Raw genomic sequence first — 26229 nt, 5'->3', positions numbered from 1 at the left:
CCAGTGGCTTCTAACCTGTTTAATTAGTTATTTTTTCACTTTCATTGGGTTATATAGAGAATATACTAAACTTTCGTAACAATTTGTATCAATCAAGCCAACACCGAAAAGTTGAGAACTATGCCCTATGTTTGAAGAGTTAGCTTTTGCCGGGCTCCTGTTTAGTCCGTTGGTGGTTTTTATGCCTCTTGCTTTTTTACTGTCATGGTGTACACGTTTTGTGCTGCATAAATCAGGCTTATACGCAAAACTGTGGAAGGCTCCCTGGTTTGAAGTCAGCTTGTATGTCTGTTATCTCGCGTTAGTCATCTATCTATTAGGGAGCTAATCATCTTATGGGAAAATTCGTTCGCATCTCCCTCACTCTTACTACTTTGGTTATTGCCGTTATTCTTGGTCATTGGATTTGGCAACACTATTTATATTCTCCCTGGACACGTGATGGACGAATAAGGGCCCATGTGATTACGATTGCTCCGGACGTTTCTGGTTGGGTCAATGACATTGAGGTCGGTGATAATCAGGATGTCAAAAAGGGCGATGTTATTTTCACCGTTGACGATGCTCGCTATAAAGCGACGATAGCAGAGTTGGAAGCGCAAGTTGAAAACAAAAAATATGCTTGGGAATTAGCAAAACATCAGTACTCGCGACGTGAGACATTAACCAATAAACAATTGATTAGTGAAGAAACGGCGGAGAGCGCTCGTATCACTACTGAACTGGCTAAATCGAATTACAAACTGGCTCAGGCCCAGCTAGCCAGTGCACAGATCAATCTGGATCGTACCGTTATAAAAGCCCCTGCAGATGGCAGTATTATCAATTTGAGTCTTCGAGAAGGTAATTATGTCAGTCAGGGTAAATCAGTGCTTTCATTAGTGAAAGCGAACTCTTTTTATGTGACGGGTTATTTTGAAGAAACTAAAATCCCACTGATTAAACTTGGCCAAAAGGCAAAAATCACCTTAATGAGCGGTGGTAAAGCACTAACCGGAACCGTAACGAGTATTGGTGAAGCGATTGCTGATAGTAACACTAGTGGTAACAGCCAACTGCTACCTCAGGTTCAGCAGACCTTTAACTGGGTTCGTTTAGCGCAGAGAATCCCGGTTGATATCAAATTGGATGATTACCCCAATGATCTTAATCTTAGCGCCGGGATGACAGTTTCTATTCATTTAGATGAGAACGTTCAGTAACCATGCAAGCACTATTTAATAGTCTATTTTTCCCTGATAAACAGGCGATAAAGTTTGCTATCAAAGGCGTGATTGCTATGGCTTTGTCTCTGTTCATCGCCATGTTCTTAAATCTAGACAGACCGTATTGGGCATTAATTGGTGCAGTATTTCTGCAAATTCGTCCTCAAGGCGGTCTGGTAGTTGAAAAGGGCATGTACCAGATTATCGGTACTCTGGTTGGCGGCATTGTTGGTATCACAATTCTTCAGTGGTTTGCACCTTACCCTGAAATAGCACTCGGCTTGTTGGCTCTTTGGTTAGGTATTAACTCGGGACTATCAGCCATGGTGCGTCGCCAAAATTTAGTGTACGCCTTTGCGATGGCAGGTATGACAGCATGTTTAGTATGCTTATTAGTGATGGTACAGCCAGATATTGCCAGCAGTCAGCGTGTTTTTGATATTGCACAGGCCCGAATCAGTGAAATTGTCATTGGTGTCATCTGTGCAACTCTGGTCAGCAAGCTGATTTGGCCAGTAAAAGTTAAAGATGGATTAGTGGTTAACGCGAAGAACGTAATTAACCAGACGTTAGGTTATTTAACCATTGAGCTGGATAAAAATGGTTCTCACGAGGAACGTCATCAAAAGATTGATAGCATACTTGAATCAGTGACCGCTCTTAGTGATGACTCAAGCGCAGTGAGTTTTGAAGGACCGGAAGGCAAAGGGCAGAGCAGGGCAGCAAATGCGATAGGTAATAGCGTATTATCCTTGTTGGCTCTGGTGCAAATTTTTGGGCGTTTGCAACGTCGGCATCCGGAACTCGTCGGTGAGGTTCTTGAGCCAGTACTGGATAAGATGCGCACGAGCTTTACTCAAATGGCAACGTCGCAAGATTATGATGAGTGCTACGTTATTGCCCAGTCACTGCGCCGTAGTCAGATGGAATATGCGAATCAGGTTAGTGAAAAAACACCGCTACAAAAACGTTTACTCAAGATCTCTCTCGAGTTGAGTACTGAGTTGATTATGTTGCTTAAAGGTTATGCCAAGTTATCCAGCAAAGAGACGACCAATTTGAATGCGCCTAGTTTTCAAAGCCATCGTGATCCGTTGGTTGGCATTACGACCGGGCTCCGTAGTATGTTGCTATTTCTGGTTGGTGCCGGACTTTGGGTGGGGACTGGCTCATCCTCCGTCATGATGATTATGATACTGCCTGTGGTGTTTTCTATTATGATGGCTCGCTTGCCTATGGCTATTCTTACCATCGTGTTGAAGCGGCTACTAGTTGGTATTGTTATCGCCTTGCCGTTGGCTATTTTTTATGCGTTACCTTTAGTGGCGGCAAGCAGTAAAGATTTTGAGATGCTAGTACTCATTTTGGCAGGCCCTTACTTCTTAGGTTTGCTGGCGTTAGCGAATCAACCTACCTTGCCATATGGCCTCGGAATTTGTATCCCGTTTACTATTTTCATTATGCCTAGTACAGACATGACTCGGGCACTAACCGTTAGCACGACGATTAGTAATGGAATGGCCATTTTTGTTGGTGTATCGGTGCTGTACTGGATTTTCAAGTTAGTCACAGGGCCAAGCTTGCCACTCATGCTGACACGCCTAATGCGAGCGACTCAGCGTGATCTCATTGATATGGACAAGCACACCGCGCCAGAGCAGTGGTTCAATGCACGTATGGGGGATCGGTTATTAAGGATTTCGACTTATGATAAAGCACTAAGTTCAGAGCGAAACGTTACAGACCTTGCATTAACGGGATTAAACCTTGGTCATGTATCCATGCGTTTGCATCGTATTATCCGAAGAGTCGCAGATACTCGATTGGATTCACATTTGAATTATTGGCAGGAGGCGCTCGCTAACGCGTACTTAAACGCTTTTTATGGTAAAGAAGACCCAACGTATCAGCTTGCCAATGCGTCACTGTTATCGAGATTAGATGAATTTGATTTTTCACTGGAACAGAAAGACATACTGGCGGGTATGTGTGAACGTATTCAACTGACTCTTGATCGGAGTGCGAAAGCCATTGCTGAAGAAAGAACCTAGACAGGTATGCGGAAAGGACATCAGATGATGCCCTTTTTCTTACTTGGGATACATCTATTATCGAGTAAATTCCTGGCTGCTGTTGCTGGTAGTTTCGTCATCTAGTTTCACTGGCCCATACTGGCACAAAAATCCATCTGTGAGATAGTTAACTCTCGGCTGACTAGTAATTGCCTCATTCCTTATTTCAGCAGACTGGCTGCTCACTTTACTCGTTCACAAATTGACATATTTTTATTTATGTCAGCACTGGCATTTCTTTGCCATTTTCTTTCAATATTTTTTTTCTCTCTTCTCTAAATTGTGAGAACAAACACCACATTGATCATTGAAACCGGTTACATTGGGATGGTTGATAGAAAGTAAGGACGTGTAGAAATGAATAATGTCAAGCTAACAGTAACTGATTTGAGCCACACATTATTAAAGGAAAAAGGAGAACTACCATCAGATTTTGGTAGTTTTGTCCACCTTCAACATGTTTTCCATGAGATAAAAAGTTACTATAAATCATGTTCTTACCGTCCATGTTTGTGTCTCAGTGTTTGTCAATTGTCCTGATGTATGGACACTATTTAGTATTGTGGCCTCATTAAATTTTGCTTACCTTGGCAATCATAAATGACGCACCGAAACAGCTTATTAAATAGAAATATTGAACGATTAAGCATTGATCTGTAACTAATGGTAAAAATTGAAAATGATTACCTCACGACAACATAAAATATTACGCTTCCTGCTACAACAGCGGGAGTATGTCACGTTGTTCAATCTGGCAGAACAATTTAGTGTGTCGAAAAAAACTATCCAGCGTGATCTAAATATTCTTGATGATTACTTAGCTGATTCGAACGTCCAGGTGGATAAAAAAACAGGGGCTGGTGTCTTGCTGGTGGCTGAAAATGCGGCTGACCTCTTGCAACTTGAACTGCAGATCAATGGTGAAAATGAAGATGCAGACAGTATTATGGGTCATGCCCGCCGGATAAAAATTGCCTCTTGGTTATTGAGCGAAACGCCAAAAGAAACGTCAATCAATAAGCTGTCAGAACGTTTTTATATCAGTAATGCCTCTGTCGTTAATGACTTAAGAATTATTGAAGACTGGATAACTCAGCTAGGGTTGCAGTTAATTCGTAGTCAAAGTGGAACCCGAATTAAAGGGAATGAAAATAATGTGCGTCAGGCGATGGCCGCATTGATTAACGGGTTAATTAACCATCAGGAGCCGGGCCTCGTGAACCATTCACGGCTAGATCCTGGTAGCTATAAAGCGCTGGTTCAGTATTTTGGCGAGGACGAAGTTTCCTTTGTGCAGGCTCTGTTGCAAGAAATGGAACAGGAACTGGCCTACCCTTTAGGCGAAGCATACTACATCAATATTTTTACCCATATTTTGATTATGATGCGCCGCCGCACCAGGGGGAATTTACTGGATAACCCAGACCATGTTTCCCAACAGCCTCTAGAGGACCCGGTATTTTTCGTGGCCGGTAAGATGGTGGAAAAAATTGAGCAGCACATTGGTTTACCCTTACCGGAAGATGAAGTGTGGTTCATTTACCAATACATTATTTCATCTGGTGTATTGGTGGTTGAAAATCAGGCTAGCACCCAGTTACATACCGAACTGTTTAGTCATGAGGCGCATGATGTTACTTCGGATTTAGTGAGGAGCTTTTCACAGTTAATTAATATTGATCTTAGCCAGGATAACCAATTGTATGATGGACTCATGGTCCATATCCGGCCCTTGATTAATCGACTTCATTATCAGATTAATATTCGTAATCCTTTACTGGATGATATTAAAAATGAACTGGTGGATGTATATAACTTAACTCGTATTGCGGTAGAAAACGTCTTTGTTCGTTGTACTCAACAAAGAGTTTCTGATGATGAAGTTGGGTATCTGGCTGTCCATTTTCAGGCAGCTATTGAACGTCAAATTACGCATAAGCGTGTTTTGCTGGTGTGTTCTACTGGAATAGGTACATCACACTTGTTGAAAAGCCGTATTCTACGTGCATTTCCCGATTGGGAAATCGTTGCTTCGGTGCCAGCCAGTAATTTACAAAGTGTTAACCAGAAAACCGCACCTGATCTTGTTATCTCTACTATTCATGTACCAGAGATTGATACGCCAGTGGTGTATGTCACCGCATTTCTTAATGATGCGGATATCCAGCGTATTACTGAAAAAGTAATCACAGAGAAGCTGCATCAGGCAAGCGATACGCATACTGTTACTCAATCTTGATTCGATGTTAACGAAGCTGGTTTATGGATATTTCGAAAGTACTCAATGTGAATCATATAAAATTAAATATGGTCGCTAAAACTAAAAAAGAAGCGCTAGAAGAATTAACAGATTTATTGGTGCAGGATGGAGCTGTTATCAACAAGGATGAATTTCTTCGAGATATCTGGCTGCGCGAGGAGCTAGGACCAACTGGATTTGAAAACCATATCGCGATCCCGCATGGACAATCCTCGGCGGTAAGACATACCACATTGGCCATTGGACGTACCCCACATAAAATCCCTTGGGAAACAATGGATGGTATCGATATTCGCTGTATCATTTTATATGCTATTCGTTCGGAAGAGCAAAATACGACTCATATTCGTTTATTAACACAAGTTTCATGTGCATTAGCCGATGAGGACATAATCGCTCAATTACTGGAAGAAAATGATCCAAAAAATATTATTGAGATGTTTAATACGCAAGCTGACGTAGATTACTAACCCTAACCATTTTCCTTATCTAGAGCGGTATTTTCCAGTATCGCTACTCCTTTGAACCTTTCGCAGCACCATACCGTATTCATGGATAATTACTCGCAGCTTTGTGACTGAATAATTATCCATGAGCACTGATATAGAAGACTTGAAGAATATATTTTTCTAAATCAATTCCAATCACAATCAATCATAACATGATGTACCTCACATAAATATTTCTACTATACTTAAATTTAGTTGAAGATGAGTGGGTTGCATATATAGAGACACATCTAAAGTATATTTCTAAGATCTTATGTCCGAACACCTGCTGTGCTTCAGTGTTTGTCAAATGTCCTGAGATATGGACACCTTTTAGTATTGTGGTCCTATGACATTCTCCTTATATTTATAATCATGGATTACGCACTAAATCAGACATTAAATAGAAATCTTATTCAATTTGGCAGAGAAATTTAGTGCATTACCGAAACACGAATAAAAGAGAAGTTGCATCAGACAAGCGATGTACATACTGTTACTCAATCTTGATTCAATATTAACGAAGGTGGTTTATGGATATTTCGACAGTACTCAATACGAAACATATAAAATTAAATATGGTCGCTAAAACTAAAGAAGAAGCAATTGAAGAATTAACAGATTTATTAGTGCAGGATGGCTCTGTTATCAACAAGGAAGAATTTCTTCGAGATGTCTGGATCCGTGAGGAGCAAGGATCAACTGGATTTGAAAACCATGTTGCGATCCCACATGGAAAATCTTTGGCGGTAAGCCATACCACATTGGCCATTGGACGTACTCAACATGAAATTCCATGGGAAACGATGGATGGAAGCGATATTCGCTGTGTGATTTTATTTGCTGTTCGTTTGGAAGACCAAGATACGACTCATATCCGTTTATTAACAAAAGTTTCATGTGCATTAGCCGATGAGGACATAATCGCTAAATTACTGGAAGAAAATGATCCAGAAAATATTATTGAGATTTTGAATGCACCAGAAGAAGTTACTGCTTAACCCTAATTATTTTTTACTGTCTATCGTAGATATGAAAATAATTAAATAAATTGTCGAGGATTATTATGAATATTGTTGGAATTTCAGCCTGCACTGTAGGCATTGCACATACTTATATTGCACAAAAGAAAATTGAAATCGCAGCGAAAAAAGCTGGGCATAACGTAAAAATTGAAACTCAGGGTACGATTGGTATAGAGAACGCATTAACCGATGATGAGATTGCACAAGCAGATATCGTCGTGTTGGCTGCTGATGTTCAAGTTTCTGGAGAAGAAAGGTTTGCCGGAAAGAAAGTAGTTAAAGTAAAAACAGCAGTAGCAGTTAAATCACCAAATAAGCTTATTGAAAAACTACAAGAATTAGTTTTAGAAGGCTGTAAGAATTAATAAAAATAATAAATTTTTCACCAATTATTATCCAATATGAAATAGAGGGTGTTACTTATGAGTATGAAAGAAATCTGGAAAGCAGCAAACCCTAAAGGGCATCTGCTAACCGCTATCTCGTTTTTGATTCCAATTGTTTGCGGTGCTGGTTTCATTATTTCTATCGGTTTGTCTCTTGGAGGTTCGGTAGACGATACTTTGGTCGCTGGGCAATTCGATGTGTGGGGAGTGCTCGCTACAATGGGAGCGAAGGCTCTTGGACTATTACCCGTTGTTATTGCTTGCGGGATTGCTGGTTCTATTGCCGGTAAACCGGGTGTCGCACCTGGCTTTGTAGTCGGTCTCGCTGCTAATGCGATTTCCGCCGGTTTCATTGGTGGTATTCTCGGCGGTTATATTGCCGGTTATCTTGCTCTTGCCATCATCAAATATGTCAAGGTACCAAATTGGGCTAAGGGCTTAATGCCGACATTGATTGTTCCCTTCTTTGCATCGATCATTAGTGGTCTGATTATGGTCTATGTCATCGGTACTCCTGTGGGTATGTTTACCGAGGCACTAACCTCTTTCTTAAGAGATATGGGCACTTCATCTAACTTAGTTTTAGGTGCTGTTATTGGCGCTCTGTGTATTATTGACTTCGGTGGCCCGATCAATAAAACATGTTTTGCATTTGTATTAACGCTTCAGGCACAGGGTATCAATGAACCAATTACTGCACTCCAGTTAGTAAATACAGCTACACCTGTGGGTTTTGGCCTCGCTTATTTTATTGCCAAACTTATGCGTAAAAATATTTATAACTACGCGGAAATCGAAACTCTAAAATCTGCTGTTCCGATGGGGGTAGTGAATATTGTTGAAGGTGCAATACCGGTAGTTATGAACGATATCGTTCGTGGTATCACTGCGGCAGCGATTGGTGGTGCTTGTGGTGGTGCGATTACCATGGTGTATGGTGCTGATGCGACTGTACCTTTTGGCGGCATTTTTATGCTTCCAACCATGTCGAACCCAATGGCCGGTGTAATGGCATTGTTAGTAAATATTCTAGTCACGGGTACAGTCTATGCGGTGATTAAGAAAGATGTTCCTATTGATGTCATCGCAGAGGATGAAGAAGAGGAAGATATCGATTTGGATGATATCAAAATAAGCTAAAATATGGCCAAAAAAATTCAATACATCTAGCAAGTAAAAATATAAAACGGTCCTAATAATTAGGTTGATGAAAAATATTTCACTCTATTATTGGATAATGGACCGTTTTATTTAAAATTTAACCTATATCTTTTACTTAATTAAAGAACGGATTTAAAAAATATGAGTGAACATATACATATTTCCCCATCATTGATGACAATGGATCTTGACCAGTTTAAAGAGCAGATTACTTTTTTAAATGATAATGTAGATTCATTTCATATTGATATAATGGATGGCCATTTTGTACCTAATCTCAGCTTATCCCCATGGTTTATTGAACAAACTCGTAAGCTAACTAATAAAGAGATGTCAGCACATTTGATGGTAACTGACCCTACATTCTGGGTGCAGCAGCTTATTGATATAAAATGTGAAGTCATTTGTATGCCAGCGGAACAAATAAATGGCACAGCCTTCCGTCTGATTGATCAAATACATGCAGCAGGCCTAAAAGCTGGAGTGGTACTGAATCCGGAGACTCCTGTTAGCGAAATCCTGCCATATATCGATATTCTCGATAAAGTAACAATTATGACTGTTGATCCTGGGTTTGCTGGCCAGCGATTCCTCGTAAAGATGCTAGACAAAATTACCGAATTAAGGGAGCTTCGTGATACGAATGGCTACCAGTATGTTATTGAAATGGATGGCTCAACCAATAAAGAACACTGGAAAGTGATTCATGATGTAAAACCGGATATTTATGTCATTGGGCGCAGTGGACTTTTCAATTTGACGGATAATATTGAAAGTTCATGGCAACAAATGGTTACTGAGTTTGAAGAAGCGACTGGAGAAAAATTTATCCAGCTTCAAACTGACGAGGCGGCGTAACTCCAAACAGCCCTAAACGAGCTAGTACAGTGAGAGACGTAAGATTAGTATTCGTTGATTATTTATTCAAATGTTGTACTGGCTCTTCTCTACTAAGCATTGCCCCATCAGGAATTGGATTGTTGTCACTGTTAAAATTTAACCTGTTAGGGGTAACAGAGTAGAGAATGTCTCGTTATTCGCAGGAAAGAAATAATATTAAGAAAGCTATTCCCTCCATGCTCTCTTCAGTGCCAATTGAGCTAACTATTACCAATAAAGTGAAACGTTTGATTGTGTGCTAAATAAATGCCCAAAAGAATAGGACGATAGGAAATGAACAACAAATTGGAACAACTTCGTAAAGTAACGACTGTAGTAGCAGATACCGGTGATATTGAAGCAATCGCTAAATACCAGCCTGAAGACGCAACCACTAACCCTTCTCTTATTCTTAAAGCTGCCCAAATTGCAGATTATGCACCGCTAATCAATCAGGCTGTGGAATTTGCTAAGTCTCAAAGCAGCGATAAAGCACAACAAATCGAAGATGCTTGCGACATGCTTGCTGTTAACATTGGTAAAGAAATATTAAAAATTGTCCCTGGACGTATTTCTACTGAAGTTGATGCACGTCTTTCTTTCGATACTCAGGCAAGTGTGGAAAAAGCTCGTAAGCTGGTAAAACTGTACAACGATGCTGGTATCTCTAATGACCGTATCCTTATTAAACTGGCTTCAACCTGGGAAGGTATCCGCGCTGGTGAAATTCTGGAAAAAGAAGGTATCAACTGTAACCTGACTCTTCTGTTCTCATTTGCGCAGTCTCGTGCATGTGCTGAAGCGGGTGTATTCCTGATCTCTCCATTTGTTGGCCGTATTATGGACTGGTATAAGGCAAAAGAAGGCCATGGCTTTGAAGCGCAGAAGGATCCGGGCGTATTGTCTGTCACTACAATCTACAACTACTACAAAGAACACGGTTATAACACTGTGGTAATGGGTGCAAGCTTCCGTAACATCGGTGAAATTCTTGAACTGGCTGGCTGTGACCGCCTGACTATCGCTCCTCAACTTCTTCAGGAACTGGAAGAGGCTGAAGGTGAACTGGTTACTAAGCTAACACCGACAACAGAAATCAAAGAACGCCCAGCGGCAATGAGTCACGCTGAATTTATGTGGGAACACAATCAGGATGCAATGGCGGTAGAAAAACTGGCAGAAGGCATCCGAAACTTCGCTATCGATCAGGGCAAACTTGAGGGCATGATTGAAGCAAAACTTTAATCTTGTGTTCCGGAAAGCAGATTGTCTTCATCAAAGGTGCACATGTAACCTGTGTACCTTTTCTTTGAACCTCTGCTTTCTATCTGCACCATATTCGTTTTTTAAATTTTTATATTAATCCAAATTTGGTAACCACGATGGAACGTAAACAATTAGCAAATGCAATTCGTGCTCTGAGCATGGATGGTGTTCAAAAAGCCAACTCAGGTCACCCTGGTGCCCCAATGGGCATGGCTGATATCGCTGAAGTACTATGGCGCTCTCACTTAAATCACAACCCTCAGAATCCAAATTGGGCAGATCGCGATCGTTTTGTTCTTTCAAATGGCCACGGCTCAATGCTCATTTACTCACTGCTGCATCTGACTGGTTATGATCTTTCTATTGAGGATCTGAAGAACTTCCGTCAGCTACATTCAAAAACACCTGGTCACCCTGAATATGGTTATGCACCCGGTATTGAAACCACAACTGGTCCACTAGGCCAGGGGATTAGTAATGCTATTGGTATGGCTCTGGCAGAAAAATCGCTGGCAGCGCAATTTAACAAACCAGAGCACGATATCGTTGACCATTTCACTTACGTTTTCATGGGTGACGGATGTATGATGGAAGGTATCTCTCACGAAGCATGTTCACTCGCTGGTACACTCGGTTTAGGCAAGTTAATCGCATTCTGGGATGACAACGGCATTTCTATCGATGGTAACGTTGAAGGTTGGTTTAGCGACGACACGCCTAAACGCTTTGAAGCTTATGGCTGGCAAGTTATTCCAGCGGTTGATGGTCACGATCCTGAAGCCATTAATGCGGCTATTGAAACCGCGAAAGCTGATACTTCTCGCCCGACGTTGATTTGTACTAAAACGATTATCGGTTTTGGTTCTCCGAATAAATCTGGTTCTCATGATTGTCACGGTGCACCATTAGGTGCAGAAGAAATTCAGGCCGCACGTGAATTCCTTGGCTGGAATTATCCTCCATTTGAAATTCCATCTGATGTTTATGCTGCGTGGGATGCCAAAGCAGCGGGTGAGAAAAAAGAAGCCGAATGGGGGAATAAGTTCGCCTCATACGAATCGCTTTACCCAGAGCTTGCAGCAGAGTTTAAACGTCGTATCAACGGCGAACTCCCTGCTCAATGGGAAGATGAAAGTCAGAAAATCATTGCTGATTTACAAGCCAATCCAGCGAATATTGCTTCTCGTAAAGCATCACAAAATGCACTGGAGGCATTTGGTAAAATGCTTCCAGAGTTTATGGGCGGTTCGGCAGATCTTGCACCATCAAACCTCACCATGTGGTCAGGCTCAAAATCCCTCACTCCTGAAGACGCTTCCGGCAACTATATCCACTACGGTGTGCGTGAATTTGGTATGACGGCAATCATAAATGGTATTGCTCTACACGGTGGTTTTGTACCGTATGGCGCTACGTTCCTAATGTTTATGGAATACGCACGTAATGCCATGCGCATGGCTGCTTTGATGAAAATTCAGAATATCCAAGTCTACACTCACGATTCCATCGGTCTGGGCGAAGATGGTCCTACTCACCAACCGGTAGAACAAGTTGCATCGCTACGCTTAACGCCGAACATGAGCACATGGCGTCCATGTGATCAGGTTGAATCAGCAATTGCTTGGAAATTTGCCATCGAACGCAAAGACGGTCCGACATCTCTGATCTTCTCTCGTCAGAATCTGGCGCAGCAAGATCGTACTGCAGAGCAGTTAGCTGACGTGGAAAAAGGTGGTTACATCCTTAAAGATTGTGAATGCACACCTGAACTGATCTTCATTGCAACAGGTTCAGAAGTTGAACTGGCGATGTCTGCTGCGACGGAGCTGACTGCAGAAGGTGAGAAAGTTCGTGTTGTATCTATGCCATCGACAGATGTATTTGATAAACAAGATGTAGCGTATCGCGAATCTGTACTTCCCGCTGCAGTTACTGCTCGTGTTGCTGTTGAAGCATTAATTGCAGACTACTGGTACAAATATGTTGGCTTTGGTGGTGCCGTGGTGGGTATGACTACCTTTGGTGAGTCAGCACCAGCTGATCAACTGCTCAAGATGTTTGGTTTCAGTGTTGAAAATGTGGTTAAAGTAGCAAAAGAAGTTTTAAGAAAGTAACTCGTTTCAAGCTGTTAAAATATAGGTAAGCAAAATGCCAGCTTTTATATAAAGTTGGCTTTTTTTATTCAACCGATGTCTATTTGGAGTATTTTTATCGAAATCCAGTCTAACTCAAGTATTAATACTTTTTTCTGATCTTTTCCGCTTTTCTGAGCTAAATATTAATGCCTATTACTTCTAACTTACTGATTTACAATTTATTTTTAATTACTGTGGATGAGTGGTATTTTGACTCAACTAATTTCCCAGCTTGTCAGTATTCACGGACAAAAAATTAACTCCATCAAAGTGGACGGACTCACGTAGCGAATCTATTTCGAGAAAATTGTTGTGAAGTGTTCGTATATAGCAGAGACAAGGCTGAAGTTCCCATAACAGGAATAATCGTACCTGATAATTCTGAAATTACAGGTTACTTTGATGTTGTTATTAATTGTGCTCGCCCACATTGGTCTGAATATTCGCCTGACGAAATCGCTGCTATTGAGAATCAGCTACTAGAACAGCTAGATAAATTTGCTGCAGAGGGTGCTATAAAAATCAATACATCAGGTGTTTGGTTCTTTGGTAAGTCGCCTCCTGATGATTTGGCAAACTTCATTTTAAAGCCTTTGCAAGCAGTTAAGCGTGATGTTTATACAATACAGGCAGCCTTGAGTAAAGACTGGAATATTGTTTATTGCCCTAGTTTGGTTTACGGAGGTGAAAACTGTCAGTTATCAGTTTAAGCCGACTCGGTCAGTTGAAAGGTATATAAAAAATCACACATAAGGACAATGGTCTCTGTTGGGCAGAGCTTCATTTGAGACACTTTATCTAACCCTCAAGTATTTATAAATTGCATGCATTGCCAGCTATCGGGGTTCTCTATTTTTGGACAACACTCACGTGATACACATTAAGCCTGCTATTTATAACGAGCTTAAGTAAGCATTTATTCTAAGTGCTTAAACTGCAACGTCACCAGCCGCTGATAGAGTTCGCAGCTTTGCATCAAAGATTGGTGGTTACCAATATCGACCAGTGCGCCATCGTCTAATACAGCGATCTTATCCGCATGTTGGATAGTCGATAAACGATGAGCAATGATCAGTGTGGTGCGACCTTTCATTAACGCCTCTAGTGCTTGCTGAACATGGTGTTCACTTTCGCTATCTAGTGCACTGGTAGCTTCATCAAGCAGTAGGATTTTCGGATCTTTAAGAATTGCACGAGCAATCGCAATTCGCTGTTTTTGGCCTCCTGATAGCCTCACGCCGCGCTCTCCTAAAAAGCTACGATAACCTTCAGGCAGCTTCTCAATAAACTCATGTGCATGAGCTTTTTTCGCAGCTTCGATAACTTGCTCATCCGTCGCTTCGGGGTTGCCGTAACGAATATTGTGGAACACATCGTGGCTAAATAAAGCGGGTTGTTGTGGTACGAGTGCCATTTGGCTGCGAAGATCGTTCGGGTCGAACTGGCGAATATCTACTCCTCCAAACAAAACTTGGCCTTGCTGTGGATCGTAAAAACGTTGTAGCAGTTCGAATAGAGTCGTTTTACCAGCACCTGACGGTCCAACTAGCGCCAATACCTTGCCTTGATCAGCGGTTAGGTTTAAGTCTTTGATAGCAGGTTGGTCGGGGCGAGAAGGGTAGTTGAAATTAACCGAGTTAAATGTAACCTCTGCGGGCATTGTTCCGCTTATCGGTAAATGATTGTTTGGCGCACTAATCTCGCTTTCTACTTGCAAGATCTCAATCAGTCTTTCGGTTGCGCCCGCGGCTCTTTGTAGCTCACCAAGCACTTCTGAAATGGTTGCCGTGGAGGACGCCACCATAATGGCATAAAACACAAACGCCCCCAGATCACCCGCTGACATTTTACCGTGGATTACATCACTGCGCCTACCCAGAGCATGCCAGCAATGGCGCTAAACACGATCACAATGACACCTGATATTAAAATCGCGCGCTGCTTCACTCGCTGTCTACCAACCTCGAACGCTTTTTCCACCTCTACGGCAAAGGCGGCTTTTTCATGTTCCTCTGAGCTAAAGCTTTGTACGGTTTTAATATGTTCTATCGCTTCACCGGCATAGCTGCCCATATCTGCCATTGAGTCTTGGCTTTGGCGAGACAGTGCACGCACTCGTCGACCAAAAACCAAAATAGGCACCAAAACGAATGGCACAGAAGCAAGTACAATTAACGTGAGCTTAAAGTTGGTGGCAAACAACATAATGATGGCCCCAACGCACATTAATGCGCTGCGCATCGCCATAGAAAATGAGGAGCCAATAATGCTCTGTAGCAAAGTGGTGTCAGTGGTGAGGCGCGACATAATATCGCCACTACTGTTGGTTTCAAAATAACTAGGATGCAGCGAAATAACATGGTTAAACACAGCAAGGCGAATATCGGCGCTGACGCGTTCACCTACTGATGAAACAAGATAGAAGCGAAAGAACGTGCCAATAGCAATACACAGAGTGATACCGATAATAAACTGAATCGCACTGGCTAGCTCTTGCAACGACTGCTGAGCAAAACCTTGATCGATCAAAATGCGCACCCCATAGCCGACCGACAGCGTCAGGCTTGCCGTCGCCACTAGTGCGACCAAGGCTGCGGTTACACGCCACTTGTAAGGTGAAACAAAGGTGTTGAGTTTAAGAAGGATACTGAGGTTTTTGCTATTTTTACTGCCCATGAGTGACTCACAAACCTTTTCTGATATTTGGCATAGTAAGCCACTTTGTCTAGTGCAACCAGTAACGGGTTACTTTCGAGGAACAATGTTCTTTTTTCTGAAACAAGTGATAAAGCCTGAATACTCTAGATATTTTCCAGAGTTTCCTTGGATTAATGAAGCTCAGTGGTAGTGCCTAATTAATGCTCACTTGCGCACAATAGAGCAAACTGGACTAATATTTGTCTCGCATTATCTGTGGTTGTAATCTGCTGCTTTTTCTCAGCGAAAATTTCACTTTCCAAGTGTCCCTCAATATTACCCAGCATATCAGCCATGATTTCGGCAGAAAACTCAGGGTGAAACTGTACGCCCCAAGTGCAGTTACCGATGCGAAATGAGTGGTGCTTATCCATATCACTTTCTGCAAGATGTACGGCGTTTACTGGTAGAGTCAGTACAGTCTGGAAATGTATGGTTTGTGCCAAAAACTGTTTCGGTAAACAAGAAAAAAGCGGGTCATGTTCGCTTTCGGCGCTCCGAGTAATGTTTACTGTACCTACTTCTAAGCCATTTGGGTTATATCCGGCTTTCCCGCCAAACGCATAAGCCAAAAGCTGGTGTCCAAAACATATGCCTAGGATAGGGATATTTTGTTCATTCAGCGCAACAAGCTCTCCGGCTAATCTTTTCATCCAGTCGGTTTCTTCAGTGACCATAGAAAGAGAACCCATGATAATGACACCTGCCAGAGTATTACTATCTGGTAGTGGGGTATGAATGCCGTCATGGAAAATGATATTTAATGAAACTTCACCAATAGACTGTTTAGCCCATAACTCGAAATCACCAAACTTACTGAGTTGCTTTTCCGGAGCAGATCCTACGTTGACGATTAATAGTGTTTTCATTACATCCCTTGGTCATATTTTTTGCAATCCAGTCAATATAAAGACCTGATTGAATAAACGCAATAAAGGTGTGAATGATGGTGTGTGTTTTGTAAGTCAGTGTGTTGAACTGCGTCATTAACTAATTGGATGGATAAATTACTTAAGTAAAATCAAAGCGAGCAATTAATTAACTCCTTTATTGGTTACATTGTAACGTTATAATGGTCAGTATTCAGTTCAGTTTGATTCGAACACGCTTTGTTGCGACTTCTAGGTTAGGTGCCCAGTTGGACACCTAATTACTAGATTTTATAGATATCGAGTTTTGAGGTGGTGTTTGAAATGGGCTGGATTCAGTGTTTCACCCGTTGCTTCCTTAACTAATTCATCCGTTGTTAATAAGCTACCTTTGCTCCAAATGTTGTCTGAAAGCCAAGTAAAGATAGGCGTAAGATCGCCGCTCTGGATAGCACCGTCAACGTCTACTGTTTTCTTCATTGCCGCCATAAACTGGGCCGCATACATAGCGCCTAATGTGTAGCTCGGGAAGTAACCGAATGCACCATCTGTCCAGTGAACACTGATATCTATTTTTTCAGTTAAAAATCGAGGTTGAAATTGGTCGGATAATAAGAAAGCCGTTACATAATCCTTTGAAATATTTGTGTTATCCTATAGTTAAATTTTGCTTGATAGTGTATTTAGGCAAATAGGTTGAGGCAGGAATGCATGGATGAACTCAGTGCTATAGATAACAAAATCGCAGCGCTTAAAGCAGAGTTAGCGCAACTTGAGGCTAAGCGGTTGAAGTTAATTGTTTCAGAAGAATCTGTGTCTACCGTATGTAGCAATACAATGTCTCCAGAACAAAAAGTCGAGCTATTTCGACGTTACTTCCGAGGAAACACTAACTGTTATGCAGTGCGCTGGCAAAACAAACAAGGCCGTTCAGGATACTCGATAGCATGTAACAATGAATGGCGACAGGGGATTTGTGACAAGCCGAAAGTCAAATGTTTGGAGTGCCCCAACCAATCGTTCAAACCACTGGATGAAAAAGCTCTGTATGATCACTTGTCGGGGAAATCTATTGTTGGTATCTACCCAATGGAAAGTGATAGTAACTGCTGGTTTCTTGCTATTGATTTCGATAAGAAGGACTGGAAGGAAGCCTCGCTGGCTTACGCTGAAGCATGTAGACGTAATGGAATAGATTTTTTGCTTGAACGTTCTCGTTCAGGGAATGGTGCGCATGTATGGATTTTCTTTGAAACTAAAGTTGATGCAGCTAGTGTGCGAAAGCTAGGTTTTATGCTGCTTGATCAGGCTATGCAAATCCACGGAGCGCTGTCCTTTGAATCATATGACCGGTTGTTTCCTAATCAGGATTTTTTACCTATAGCAGGAATAGGTAACTTGATTGCTTTACCATTACAAAAAGGTTCAAGAGCGGAGGGAAACTCTGAATTTGTTGATGGGAATTTTTTGTCTTATCAGAATCAATGGCAGATCCTAGCCTCAACAAAAAAATTGACAGTTGATGCTTTGGCTAAGTTGGTATTGTCTCATGAGTCTATTGATCATGATAAGACAGGGTTCACGTTGCCACCTTGGGAGCGAAACTTACCTGCTACTTCTTCTATAATTCTAGGGTGTCCAGACAGTATTGAAATCACTCTAGCGAATAGAATTTATCTTCCTATGGCAAGATTGCCAAATGCTCTGGTTGCTAGGTTAAAGAAATTAGCTTCATTTTCAAATCCCAAGTTTTTTAAGGCTCAGGGATTGCGGCTATCAACGAATGGAATATCCAGATACATATCACTGGCAGAAATCGATAGTGGTTACCTTGTACTACCACGAGGCTGTATTGATGATGCTTGTGAGTTATTGGAACAGTCGAATATCAAATTGTTCTTTGACGATAAAAGAAGACCTGGAGTTCGACTCAAAAGTATCCAGTTCAATGGCGTATTAAGGAAAGAACAAAAGGTAGCGGTGGATGCCGTTTCTAAATTTGATATCGGTGTTTTACACGCACCGACAGCGTTTGGGAAGACCGTAACGGTAATAGGACTGCTATGCAATAGAAAGGTCAACACATTAATCCTCGTTCACAATAAACAACTTGTGGAGCAATGGCAGGAGCGACTGAAAACGTTCACTACAGGTGTAGAGATTGGTGTACTGACAGGCTTAAAGAAAAAGCCAACGAAGGCAGTTGATGTCGCAACGTATCAAAGTTTACTTAACCGTAGCGATAACACCGTTAACCCTGTTGTGCATGAATACGGACAGGTCATCATAGATGAGTGTCATCATTTGTCAGCACCGCAGTATGAAAAATTATTGGGAGAGATTCACGCAAAATATGTATTTGGAATTAGCGCAACCTTGGAACGTAGAGATGGTCACCAGCCAATCATTTTCATGCAGGCGGGTAGGATAAGACATACCATTACTCCGACCAGTTCTGCGAAATTTGTCCAATCCCTTCAAAAGAAGGAGGTTCTCTTTGAACCTCCACTTCAATTGGTAACTCAAGAACCTCGACCACATATTGCTGATGTATATCAATGGCTGATTGAGAACGAAATGAGAAATCAGTTAATCATCAATGAAATCGAAGCCGAAGTGAGGCAAGAACGTGTTCCTATTGTTCTTACAGAGCGTCGAGAGCATGCAAAAATTCTTAGTGACATGTTGACTCTAAGATCAATTCAAAATGAGGTGCTCATTGGCGCAATGAAAAAGAAAGATCGAGAAGAGGTCAATGAAAAACTGGCGACCACACAGGTGCTAGTAGCGACTGGACGGTTTATTGGTGAAGGATTTGACCTACCTCGACTCGATACCTTGGTTCTCGCATTACCTGTATCTTGGAAAGGATCACTTGTTCAGTATGTTGGAAGGATACAGCGGGAGTATGACGGTAAGACGGAAACTCGTGTTATTGATTATGTAGATATGAAAATTCCAATGCTGGCAAGAATGTATTCCAAGAGGAGTCGAGGATACAAAGCGTTGGGTTTTTCTGACTCTGTGGCATATAAGCAGGAGAACCTCGCTTTATGAATAGATATGTACTTGATTCATCGGAAACACGGTTTGAGGTCGGATCACAGGGTAAGGTACTGGCAAATAAGCTTGGTATAACAATTTCTGATGAAATGGATGATGTTGAAGCAATTTTGTTAACCAAGTTATATGAAAAAATTTTCGAGGAAGGAAATACAGAGTTTCAGCTAACTTTTTCTGACATCATAGGCTGGCACAGGCAGTGGCTTGGTAATGTCTATGAATGGGCTGGGAGGATCAGAAATGTGGATATGGGCAAAGGAGGCTTCCAATTTACTTCACCACTTCAGATCGGAAGATGTATTGAACTGTTTGAACAGAATTATTTGTCAAAATTCGAAAGTATTCCAGAAATGGGCAAGGAAGAGTTAGTGTCGTACTTGGCTAGGAGCCACATTGAACTTATCTTGATCCATCCATTTCGGGAAGGGAATGGCAGAATAAGTCGACTACTTATGGACGTGATGTGCAACAAGGCAGGGTTAGGGCTATTAGATTACAGTTTGTGGGACAAACACAAAGACTTCTATATCGCTTCTATTCAAGCTGGTGTGGCGCATGAATTTCAGCATATGGAAAGACTGGTTAGAGACACCATTAGTTAGCTAATGATAAGGCGCTATACTTTCGCTTGTTTGCCTTTAGACGCTGTTCAATATTTTGAACAGGAGAGCCTGTCTCAATTGCAGTCGAGCTTGCCACTGCACGATAGATCATCTTTTGAGTGATTTTCTTTTTTTCTGTTTTCATATTTTTCCTGCTACAAGCGATGTCATATAGTATTGATGCTACATTACGTACTGTTATTTTTCAATCGACATAATGTTGAAAGGGTCCAGTAGTACACTGTTCTAAAAGGCCGCGAATAGAAAGATACGAGCTACTTCAGGGTAGCCCGTATTTAAGAACTAGAGGTAACGATTTTTTAAGTGGGTTTGAAAATGGACAGGATTCAGTGTCTCACCTGTCGCCTGTTTCACCAACTCTCCCGTCGTTAAGAGACTACCTTTGCTCCAGATATTGTCAGATAGCCAAGTAAAGATAGGCGTGAGATCGCCGCTTTGGATAGCACCGTCAACGTCTACTGTTTTCTTCATTGCCGCCATAAACTGGGCCGCATACATAGCGCCTAATGTGTAGCTCGGGAAGTAACCGAATGCGCCGTCTGGTCAGTGAACACTGGTATCTATTTTTTCAGCGAAGCACAGAGGTTGAAATTGGTCTGACAATAAAAATGCCGTTGCATTACTTGTGACGGATTCGCCAAAGTCATCAATGTCGGTTTCTTCGCTAACCCCACATCTGCTTTACCAGCTTTATCTTTCAAAAAATCACTAAAACGCAAAAATCTCACACTTTAAAATTAATGACTTACAACCTACTGTATTTACTACCTTTCACGAGTTTTACCCAGAAAACACGTAATCGACTTGCATCTTTCTAATGATTGCACGCCAAGCCAATCGAATATTTTCCTACGCGAATTTGAACAGTCGTATTAGACATGGCAATTTTTCGTCACATAAAAATAATCCCCTTTAATACTCCTTCCAAACCCTACAGGTAAAGACTCGGGAAGCGAGACGAGCACGATCTTTAATGGTGGAGAGAGTTCTGATGATCAAGTAATCATACAGGATCAATCACTACTTAACTTTTAAGGACAAATCCATGAAGCTAACAAAGATAGTCGGTTTAGCAACCATAATCTTCTCTCAAAGTGCCTTCGCCACCAGTGAGTGGCTCTCAGACCAAGTATACACGGCTGGGGATATCGTCACATGGCAAGGTGATACTTACATTTCCTCACATTGGACTAAAGGCATTGAACCTGTAATGAACGACATAAACTGGGATGGCTGGGTATTCATCGAAAGCTCTAGTATTAAAGACTGGGAGCCGAACACAGAGTACGATGGCGGTGACGTTGTTCGGCTTAACGCCAACCACTACTTAGCAAAATGGTGGTCAAAAGATGAGATACCTGCGGATTCAATAGCATGGCGCAAGTTATCCGACTTTGACGTAAGCCCTCCGACGCCACCTGCCAGTCCAGTTCTTGGAAGTGATGAAGACAGTAACGGCATACGAGATGATTATGAACAAGCGCTGAAGACTTTTTATCCTTTAGATAAACAGAACTATACACAGGTAGCCATCGCCGCAAGCTACGTATGGAAAAAGCAAACGGAGATTGCTCTCGATGACACAATAAAAATGACCCCTACATCTGCAGCTATTGCCTATAACGAAGAGCTGGCTTTAGATCATTGTTTTTTACTTCTCAAAAAAGAAGATCCTGACTTCAATCCACCTCACCTTGCCTACTACAATACACCGGAAAGAGCACTGAAATCCCGCATTGGCCATGAACGCATAGCTAAAATGATAGGGGACAGAACCGATCTCATTGTAATTCCGTCAGATCCATGTGTTGGGTATAACAAGGAGGGTATGTGATGAAACTATCGACAAAAATACTCCTACCTTTACTTACTTGCGGATTGTATAGCTCCGGTGCTCTAGCAGATAGATACTGTGTACAAAACGTAGACAATCTTCAACTATTTTACGTTAATGGACGCTTGACTCGTACTACTCGATCAACTTAATCAAAGTGCCAGCCACAATGTACATCTAAGCTAACTCAAGTTGGAGTGTGTAGTGGCAATCACGACCTAGTGAATATAGGTTGGTTAAAAGAACCGGATATATGGTTTGAAGATGAATCAATAGTGAGCATTGAATGGTGTAATGCTCGACGCAATAGCTTATGGATGTGAAGAGTATCATAGCTATGCAGACTGTAATGTTATTCTCCATCACGAATCACCAACAAAGATAAAGGTGCCAATGCAAAACGGAAATGACTTTGGATCCAACTCCTTTCGTGCGGCATTAAAGACCAGTGAAATGAAACCCGACTGGATTATGTGTGGGCATGTTCAACTACCTATGCAGCATTTGTCTCGATTTCGAAGTACAAAAATATCAAATCCCGGTGCTAGCAATCGGAAGGATAATAAACTCTCGTACCACGTGATTTCATACGAAGTAAGAGAGTGATTAGCAATATCACATCAGATAAAATCTGAAGCTAAAAATTAGCAGTTGTTCATAAATCTTTGTAACATCAATAAGGTATAAAGCAGTAAACAAAAAGATACGAGCTACCTCACGGTAGCCCGTATATAAATAACCAAACTAGAGGTAACGATTTTTTAAATGGGTCTGAAAATGGACAGGATTCAGTGTCTCACCTGTCGCCTGTTTCACCAATTCTCCCGTCGTTAAGAGACTACCTTTGCTCCAGATATTGTCAGATAGCCAAGTAAAGATAGGGCTTAAATCACCAGAACGAATAACACTGTCAACGTCAACCGTCTTCTTCATTGCAGCCATAAACTGAGCCGCGTACATCGCGCCTAATGTGTAGCTCGGGAAGTAACCGAATGCGCCGTCTGCATACTGAACACTGATACTTTTTAAAAAAGTATTTATTGACATAGGCTTAGCGAACAGTCATAACTATACAGTCATCTCATGGATAGGTTATTTAGATGAAGTTGGAACATTTTTCTCATACTGAACCCCAGATTTATTCTTACAGCAGATTTTCGAATATTAGACAAGAAAAAGGCCGCTCATTAGCGAGGCAAAAGAAATTTATTGATGAGGTTTCAGCGAAGTTTAACTTAAAAATCAATAAAGACTTGGTGATGACAGATAGAGGTCTTTCTGCATTTCATGGTCACCATAAAACAAAAGGAGCTTTAGGAGTCTTTTTAGCTGCTGTTGAAAAACAGTTAATTAAGCCTGGCTCGGTGCTGATTGTAGAATCACTTGATCGTTTAAGTCGAGAACAACCATATATTGCACAAGCAACCTTAGCTTCGCTAGTAAATGCAGACATAGTTGTAGTTACTGCTGCGGATGAAAAAATTTACTCGAAGGAAACTATGGCAAAAGACCCTCTTGGAACGATGATTTTATCAGTACTTGAGATGGTTAGAGCGCACAAAGAATCCTTAAGAAAGACAGAGGCCTCGATTGACTTTCTACATGGTCAAATAGCAACACATGAAGAAGGAGGGGTTTCGGATTTAGCTGGTCCTCTTCCGTTTTGGATAAGTAGAAAGCAACGACCTCACCCCAAAATTAAGACTGGTTTTGAACTCAATGAGCATGAGGAAATTATTCGATTAATTGTTGATATGCATTTTAAACAAGGAATGGGACTTCGGCCTATTAGTGTAGAGCTGCTAAACCGTGGCATTAAGCCACCATCACAATTAAAACATTCTCCTGCTAATTCAAGAAAACCAAAGAATGATGTATGGGGTGTATCAACTTTATCACACATTGTTTCTAATCAAGCTCTTTGTGGTAGATATGTGGTTAACCTCAACTATCAGAAGGATGGGAAGAAGCATGTAGAAGACTATGTGTTAAGATCATACTATCCAGCAATTATGTCTGAAGAGGAATTTGACACCTTTCAAGCGATAAAAAAACGCCGATATGGTTCGAATAAAGGTGACAAAAGCAAGAGAAATGGCTTGGTATATTTATTGACTGATTATGGAAATAAGTCAGTATGTGCAAAATGTGGTAGAAGTATTGGCTCTCAGCCACAGAAGCAAAAACATGGAATTAGACGAAGATTACATTGTTCAAAGCACAAGGAAACAGCTAACTGTTGTAAAAGCATCATTCAAGACTATATTGAAGACGCATTTCTTATCTCGGTAGCGAGGCATATAGATTATAATTTAATAAATACTCAAGTTAAGCCAGCTGACATAATTCGCAACTCTGATCGCTTAGAAGAAATTGATTTAGAAATGGCTAATGTCATAGATATGCGTCGTACAGTTAAAGATGAAAAAATTAAATTAAAGTTAAAATTCGACTATGAAACTTTAGAAAATGAAAAAGAGGATTTGATTAAGCAGAAACTTGAATTTAAACAATTTAAGATTGCACCTAACGATATTAAAAAATTTATTAGAACAGTAAACGATGCTCGAGATTATAACAATAATGAAGCGAGGACTTTTGTTAAGAGTATTTTGATGCAATGTATACGCAAAATCGAAGTGCACATGGAAAAAAAGAAGTTAGAATGTTATGGATATCCAAATCTTTTTGAGAATGCAATTGTAAATGTTGTTGACGTGGAATTTTATACGGACAAGAAACTATCAATTTTTGTGAGTGCTGAAACAAACGCACTTTTATTTTCAAAGATAAGTGACGAGTTTGCAGATGAGTCATTGGGAAGTTTCACGGAGGCGCAACTGAAAGCATGGAACGATGTAGGTTTTGATAACTTCCAGAATCTAGGTGAAAGAGGTACATTAGTTAACGAAAATGAAAATAGTACAGAGAACCTTTGGTTTGCGTCGGATATTGCTGAAGCCTTTATGAATGAAATCATAAATCAATCTGAAGATGAAAGTTAATACTTATTTAAGGGTATAGATACTTTGTTGTTGAATCAAGCTTACGAGTGCACGCTAGCTAAATCGTTCGTCTTTTAAGCGAAATACTGAGTTTTGGGCATACCTATCCAAGTGAGCTTCTTGAGTGCATTGTTCATGGCATGACTGTCCACAGCTTATGCATTTTCATTACTAAGAGTGAGTGATACTCCAAGTAACACTTTCACGCGATACATTTCGGTTTCAGACAATGAACGTCTATGGTAACCATGCACTTTTGTTCGAACCATAGAGTCTCTGGCAGCCAACTGCAGATTGCATAAAGGCTGCTTAGGACTTGGAGGTATCGTTTTCTTAACTCAAATCGCTTTGTGGTTCTCTCTGAATTCGTAAGCACCAACTCCCGAGATTTCCTTGATGACTTAGTTGAGTAGATTGGGGAGTGCTTCTACACCTGTTCCGCCTGGATAGTGTCAGCTAAACTGTGATAATTTCATGAGTATCGGTATCAACAGCAAGATGTGGTTTACGCCAGGCTCGCAGCTTACCTGCGGTTCCATGCTTTTTCACTTTCCATTCGCCTCCACCGTATACCTCTAGTCCAGTGCACCAATGATTAAGTGCTGAATAGTGCCTCGTGAAGAGGTTTTCAAGCAAATCTCAACATCCTTAGCTCGGCGACTTATAAAGGTATAGGGACAAACCAACGGAACACTCTTGCGAATCTAAAAATGAAGTCGATAGAGCCTTGCAACGCCCTGAAAAAGTGTCCTGAACTGATCGTAAGATTCTGACTTAGTTCATTAGATTTCTGCAAAAAACCAGCATCTATAACAAAGATAAAATCTATTTTTATTTAATGTGAATTAGTTATTAATTTACAGTAAGTAATAATAATTTAACTTTTACACTCTAATAACTACTGACTAATTATTCCAAGAAAATAATATGTCATGACTTCTTCATGATTAAGTGAATTAGACTTTTTTCTACTTATATTGTAAGTAACTAAAACGTTCCAAGTTAATCAAGGTATATTATCATTATGATTTTTATATTCTTTTTTAAGGGTGATGTTTAAATTAAAAGTTTGGTGATTTTTTGGTTAAATAAATATTGAAAATGTTATTATTTAAATTGATAATATAAGAAAGAATTTTTGAAGCAAGCTGTGTCTGCGCGTTTATTTGTCCCAAATAAAAACTCCGACAAATACTCCGCCCATTCTGGTTGGTTGCACTAACCCCCTTCGGTGTTAGCGCTGGTTTATCATATGCTGTTA

General features: G+C 40.9%; 18 protein-coding genes and 5 pseudogenes. 16 read left to right on the top strand and 7 right to left on the bottom strand.

Going from position 1 to position 26229, the window contains the following annotated elements:
• Positions 1 to 127: 127 nt before the first annotated feature.
• From WJM94_RS03485 to WJM94_RS03430, 12 genes are all read left to right on the top strand, one after another.
• Positions 128 to 328: a DUF1656 domain-containing protein gene (locus tag WJM94_RS03485; RefSeq protein ID WP_444492840.1), complete on the top strand. Its 201-nt coding sequence runs from the start codon at positions 128 to 130 to the stop codon at positions 326 to 328.
• A 7-nt stretch (positions 329 to 335) separates the two neighbouring features.
• Complete coding sequence (locus WJM94_RS03480; RefSeq protein WP_444492839.1) at positions 336 to 1202, top strand: efflux RND transporter periplasmic adaptor subunit; 867 nt, start codon at positions 336 to 338, stop codon at positions 1200 to 1202.
• A gap of 2 nt (positions 1203 to 1204) precedes the next feature.
• Positions 1205 to 3256: an FUSC family protein gene (locus WJM94_RS03475; RefSeq protein ID WP_444492838.1), complete on the top strand. Its 2052-nt coding sequence runs from the start codon at positions 1205 to 1207 to the stop codon at positions 3254 to 3256.
• 700 nt (positions 3257 to 3956) lie between these two features.
• On the top strand, positions 3957 to 5516 hold the full coding sequence (locus tag WJM94_RS03470; protein WP_444492837.1) for a BglG family transcription antiterminator: 1560 nt from the start codon (positions 3957 to 3959) through the stop codon (positions 5514 to 5516).
• A 23-nt stretch (positions 5517 to 5539) separates the two neighbouring features.
• Positions 5540 to 6007, top strand: coding sequence for a PTS sugar transporter subunit IIA (locus tag WJM94_RS03465; protein ID WP_444492836.1), 468 nt, complete (start codon positions 5540 to 5542; stop codon positions 6005 to 6007).
• A 551-nt stretch (positions 6008 to 6558) separates the two neighbouring features.
• On the top strand, positions 6559 to 7026 hold the full coding sequence (locus WJM94_RS03460) for a PTS sugar transporter subunit IIA (protein ID WP_444492835.1): 468 nt from the start codon (positions 6559 to 6561) through the stop codon (positions 7024 to 7026).
• A 65-nt stretch (positions 7027 to 7091) separates the two neighbouring features.
• Positions 7092 to 7415 (top strand): PTS fructose transporter subunit IIB, encoded by a 324-nt coding sequence (locus WJM94_RS03455; RefSeq protein ID WP_444492834.1) that lies wholly within the window; start codon positions 7092 to 7094, stop codon positions 7413 to 7415.
• A gap of 57 nt (positions 7416 to 7472) precedes the next feature.
• Positions 7473 to 8576 carry a PTS fructose transporter subunit IIC gene (locus WJM94_RS03450; RefSeq protein ID WP_444492833.1) on the top strand — a complete coding sequence of 368 codons (1104 nt, stop codon included), beginning with the start codon at positions 7473 to 7475 and terminating at the stop codon, positions 8574 to 8576.
• A gap of 162 nt (positions 8577 to 8738) precedes the next feature.
• Positions 8739 to 9455, top strand: coding sequence for a D-allulose 6-phosphate 3-epimerase (alsE, locus tag WJM94_RS03445; RefSeq protein ID WP_444492832.1), 717 nt, complete (start codon positions 8739 to 8741; stop codon positions 9453 to 9455).
• A 315-nt stretch (positions 9456 to 9770) separates the two neighbouring features.
• The gene (gene tal, locus WJM94_RS03440; protein WP_444492831.1) at positions 9771 to 10721 is read left to right on the top strand and encodes a transaldolase; all 951 of its coding nucleotides are present in this window, start codon (positions 9771 to 9773) and stop codon (positions 10719 to 10721) included.
• A 137-nt stretch (positions 10722 to 10858) separates the two neighbouring features.
• Positions 10859 to 12856: a transketolase gene (tkt, locus tag WJM94_RS03435; RefSeq protein ID WP_444492830.1), complete on the top strand. Its 1998-nt coding sequence runs from the start codon at positions 10859 to 10861 to the stop codon at positions 12854 to 12856.
• 338 nt (positions 12857 to 13194) lie between these two features.
• A complete protein-coding gene (locus tag WJM94_RS03430; RefSeq protein WP_444492829.1) occupies positions 13195 to 13587 on the top strand; it encodes a hypothetical protein in 393 nt (130 codons plus the stop codon).
• A gap of 206 nt (positions 13588 to 13793) precedes the next feature.
• Here the strand turns inward: WJM94_RS03430 and WJM94_RS03425 are convergent.
• From WJM94_RS03425 to WJM94_RS03415, 3 genes and pseudogenes are all read right to left on the bottom strand, one after another.
• A pseudogene (locus tag WJM94_RS03425) lies at positions 13794 to 15553 on the bottom strand (ABC transporter ATP-binding protein/permease).
• 179 nt (positions 15554 to 15732) lie between these two features.
• Positions 15733 to 16443, bottom strand: coding sequence for a glutamine amidotransferase (locus WJM94_RS03420; RefSeq protein ID WP_444492828.1), 711 nt, complete (start codon positions 16441 to 16443; stop codon positions 15733 to 15735).
• Between the two features lie 291 nt (positions 16444 to 16734).
• A pseudogene (locus WJM94_RS03415) lies at positions 16735 to 17004 on the bottom strand (carboxypeptidase M32); the annotation flags it as partial.
• A gap of 150 nt (positions 17005 to 17154) precedes the next feature.
• Between WJM94_RS03415 and WJM94_RS03410 the strand changes: the two are divergent.
• Together WJM94_RS03410 and WJM94_RS03405 are read left to right on the top strand one after the other, a co-directional pair.
• A complete protein-coding gene (locus tag WJM94_RS03410) occupies positions 17155 to 19500 on the top strand; it encodes a TOTE conflict system archaeo-eukaryotic primase domain-containing protein (RefSeq protein ID WP_444492827.1) in 2346 nt (781 codons plus the stop codon).
• On the top strand, positions 19497 to 20108 hold the full coding sequence (locus tag WJM94_RS03405; RefSeq protein ID WP_444492826.1) for a Fic/DOC family protein: 612 nt from the start codon (positions 19497 to 19499) through the stop codon (positions 20106 to 20108). The genes WJM94_RS03410 and WJM94_RS03405 overlap by 4 nt, the downstream gene beginning before the upstream one ends.
• Here WJM94_RS03405 and WJM94_RS03400 read toward each other — a convergent pair.
• Together WJM94_RS03400 and WJM94_RS03395 are read right to left on the bottom strand one after the other, a co-directional pair.
• The gene (locus tag WJM94_RS03400) at positions 20101 to 20253 is read right to left on the bottom strand and encodes a hypothetical protein (RefSeq protein ID WP_444492825.1); all 153 of its coding nucleotides are present in this window, start codon (positions 20251 to 20253) and stop codon (positions 20101 to 20103) included. The genes WJM94_RS03405 and WJM94_RS03400 overlap by 8 nt on opposite strands.
• Positions 20254 to 20411: 158 nt before the next feature.
• Positions 20412 to 20669: pseudogene (locus tag WJM94_RS03395) on the bottom strand (carboxypeptidase M32); the annotation flags it as partial.
• A 505-nt stretch (positions 20670 to 21174) separates the two neighbouring features.
• Here WJM94_RS03395 and WJM94_RS03390 point away from each other — a divergent pair.
• Positions 21175 to 21963 (top strand): carbohydrate-binding protein, encoded by a 789-nt coding sequence (locus WJM94_RS03390; RefSeq protein ID WP_444492824.1) that lies wholly within the window; start codon positions 21175 to 21177, stop codon positions 21961 to 21963.
• Between the two features lie 744 nt (positions 21964 to 22707).
• Here the strand turns inward: WJM94_RS03390 and WJM94_RS03385 are convergent.
• Positions 22708 to 22965: pseudogene (locus WJM94_RS03385) on the bottom strand (carboxypeptidase M32); the annotation flags it as partial.
• Between the two features lie 98 nt (positions 22966 to 23063).
• Here WJM94_RS03385 and WJM94_RS03380 point away from each other — a divergent pair.
• Positions 23064 to 24968, top strand: coding sequence for a recombinase family protein (locus WJM94_RS03380; RefSeq protein WP_444492823.1), 1905 nt, complete (start codon positions 23064 to 23066; stop codon positions 24966 to 24968).
• 74 nt (positions 24969 to 25042) lie between these two features.
• Here the strand turns inward: WJM94_RS03380 and WJM94_RS03375 are convergent.
• Positions 25043 to 25707: pseudogene (locus WJM94_RS03375) on the bottom strand (transposase); the annotation flags it as partial.
• Between the last annotated feature and the right edge of the window lie 522 nt (positions 25708 to 26229).

The sequence above is a fragment of the Vibrio sp. YIC-376 genome (assembly GCF_052353105.1).
In the GTDB taxonomy this organism is placed as follows: domain Bacteria; phylum Pseudomonadota; class Gammaproteobacteria; order Enterobacterales; family Vibrionaceae; genus Vibrio.
This window is presented reverse-complemented; position numbering and strand designations above follow the sequence as displayed.